General features: G+C 49.0%; 2 protein-coding genes and 1 pseudogene. All 3 read right to left on the bottom strand.

The features are described 5' to 3' along the window. The coding region (locus tag IQ229_RS23570) for an SDR family NAD(P)-dependent oxidoreductase (RefSeq protein ID WP_194047926.1) at positions 1-578 on the bottom strand (578 nt) is incomplete at its 3' end. 20 nt (positions 579-598) lie between these two features. Then, positions 599-1,977, bottom strand: a pseudogene (locus IQ229_RS24380) (GMC family oxidoreductase). Positions 1,978-2,092: 115 nt separating this feature from the next. Further along, the coding region (locus tag IQ229_RS23560; RefSeq protein WP_194047922.1) for a Dps family protein at positions 2,093-2,610 on the bottom strand (518 nt) is incomplete at its 5' end.

Raw genomic sequence — 2,610 nt, 5'->3', positions numbered from 1 at the left:
TAAGAGACAGCTGTCTTGGACTGCCCGTATGCCAACCACGGATCATAGGGACGGAACGCGAAGTGGATATCATCGAATACAATCGGCGAGAGCATGTGGGCGCTAGAACTGACAGACACGATGCGCGCAGCACCGCCCGCCGCCAGAGCATCGTGGAGTCCGAGTGTTAGAGCGAAGTGTCCGAGGTGGTTGGTGGCAAACTGCATCTCCCAGCCTTTGGGTGTGTGCTGTTCAGGCAATGCCATTACCCCTGCGTTGTTGACGAGGATATGTAGTGGTTCATTCCACGCGGCAATGAATTTAGCGATCGCTCCTCGGTCGGTCAGGTCAAGTTCGGCGACGTGAATATTTTGATTCCCAGTGATAGCAGTGATGTCAGCCACCGTCTTTGCCCCAGCATCGACGTTACGCACAGCCAACGTAACTTCGGCTCCAGCGTGAGCCAACGCCCGCACCGTTTCTACACCGATACCCGATGCTGCTCCCGTGACGATCGCCCGTTTGCCGGAGAGATCGATTCCCTGTGCTACCTCAGAGGCGGTAGAGTGCCGTCCAAATGGTGTAGTAATTCGTGTCATTGCGTGTTCCTTTATAGATGTTAGGAGCGATCGCTGACTTCTAGATAAGTTGACTTGGCTGGATTTTGTACTTTGTGCTTAACGAGAAGAGTTTGTCGAGTGCAACTTGTTTTAATTAAATCAGCTGCTTTTTCACCAATCATGATGGTGGGTGCGTTCGTATTTCCCGTGGTGATCGTGGGCATGATGGAAGCATCAACAACTCGCAATCCCTCAACCCCATGTACCCGCAACTCAGGATCGACCACTGCCATTGGGTCAATGCCCATTTTACAAGTGCCAACCGGATGCCACACAGTCTACCAATGTTTTGAGGATGAGTTAAACAAACGAAACTTGTAAATCCTAAACCAGAGTGGGCATAACCAGGCGGTGCCAACACAACCGGGCCGAAGAGAAACTGTAAATCTGGCGCGGCATCCAGATTACCCGGAGTCTGCAAAAACAAGCCAGCTTCAGCGACACTACTGCTGCTTGCCGTATCTAAATCCTGAGTTGCCTCGTGTGCCACGGACACAACAGGGTGGTCTTGGAGATTTTGACCGACACCCGGCAAATCAGCCACTACCGGAATTCCCAAAGTTTGCAGGTGTTCTGCATCACCAATACCGGAAAGCATCAGCAGCTTGGGCGAATCGAACGCGCCAGCACTTAAAATCACTTCGGAGTTTACCCTAACCTGGTGCAGCATATCCTTTTGCAGGTATTCTACCCCAATAGTGCGGGTACCCTCAAACAACAAGCGAGTTACTAACGCTCCTGTAGTTACAGTCAAATTGGGACGCTGGAAAACTGGTAGCAGGAAGGCAGCGGCCGCGCTGTGGCGCTTACCATCCTTGATCGTCAATTGATAGAGTCCTGCTCCTGACTGCTGCATTCCATTTGGATCAGGATTGTGGTCATATCCTAGTTCCACTGCTGCGTCTACAAAATGTTGGGATACCACAGCAGGCGCAATCAGATCGGTGACGCTCAACTCTCCATCGACCCCGTGAAATTCAGACGCGCCTCGTGAGAAGTGTTCTGATTTCTTGAAGTAAGGCAAAACATCAAGGTACGACCAACCGGGATTGCCCAATGACTGCCAGTGGTCATAATCGTGAGCATTGCCCCGCAGATAAATCATGATATTAATCGAACTGCTACCGCCCAGGACTTTGCCGCGGGGACAAAAGATTTTGCGGTTATTCAGGTAGGGTTCTGATTGGGAGAAATATGCCCAGTCCACCTCAGAACCTAGTAGACTGAGACATTGCGCTGGGATGTGAATTTCTGATTTCGTATCTGGGTTGCCCGCTTCAAGTAGTAACACAGTTGTGTCGCTGTCTTCTGTCAGACGGTTGGCGACAACGCATCCTGCCGAACCTGCACCAATTACAATGTAGTCATAATTAGTCATAAAGTTCTTTTCCTCTGTTATCTACAATGGATAAATGGAGTCAAGAATGAACTGATTAAAGAGCGATCGCTGAAATATTGTTAGTTATTCATTTACAACACCCGATCTGCTGAATTTAACTGCGTACCAATGGTGTATCCACCAAATGTTCTGCTAGAAACCAAACTTGCGTCTCATTGGTTCGCAGGACTTGGCTCACTAACAAATCGTTAGTGCCACTATCTTGATTCGCTGCTGTTTTATCGATCACCACTCTCAATTCCCCAATGATTAACTCGTGGGCTTCTAGTAACCGCGACAACATCACAGGTACTTCCTCAACACCGTTGGGCGGACGCTTAATTTTTGTAACTTCTGCTACATGACGCGGGTCAGCGATCGCCACGCCTCCCAGTGTTTGTACCCGTTCACCCAGTGCATCAATTAACTCAATTTGTTCGCTGGCGTGTTTGTCGAGTAACAGATGCAGTTGATAAAACGTATGTCCGCGCATCAACCAGTGATGTTTTTTGTAAAGGTGATAGAGAATAATCGTATCTGCCAAAATTTGATTGACTAAAACACAGCTTTCGCTGCGAGCACTGGGGTTGAGAACAATTGGCAAATCACGAAGAGTACCATACTGCTGAATTT

Origin of the sequence: Nostoc cf. edaphicum LEGE 07299 (assembly GCF_015207245.1) — a bacterium.
Lineage (GTDB): Bacteria > Cyanobacteriota > Cyanobacteriia > Cyanobacteriales > Nostocaceae > Nostoc > Nostoc edaphicum_B.
This window is presented reverse-complemented; position numbering and strand designations above follow the sequence as displayed.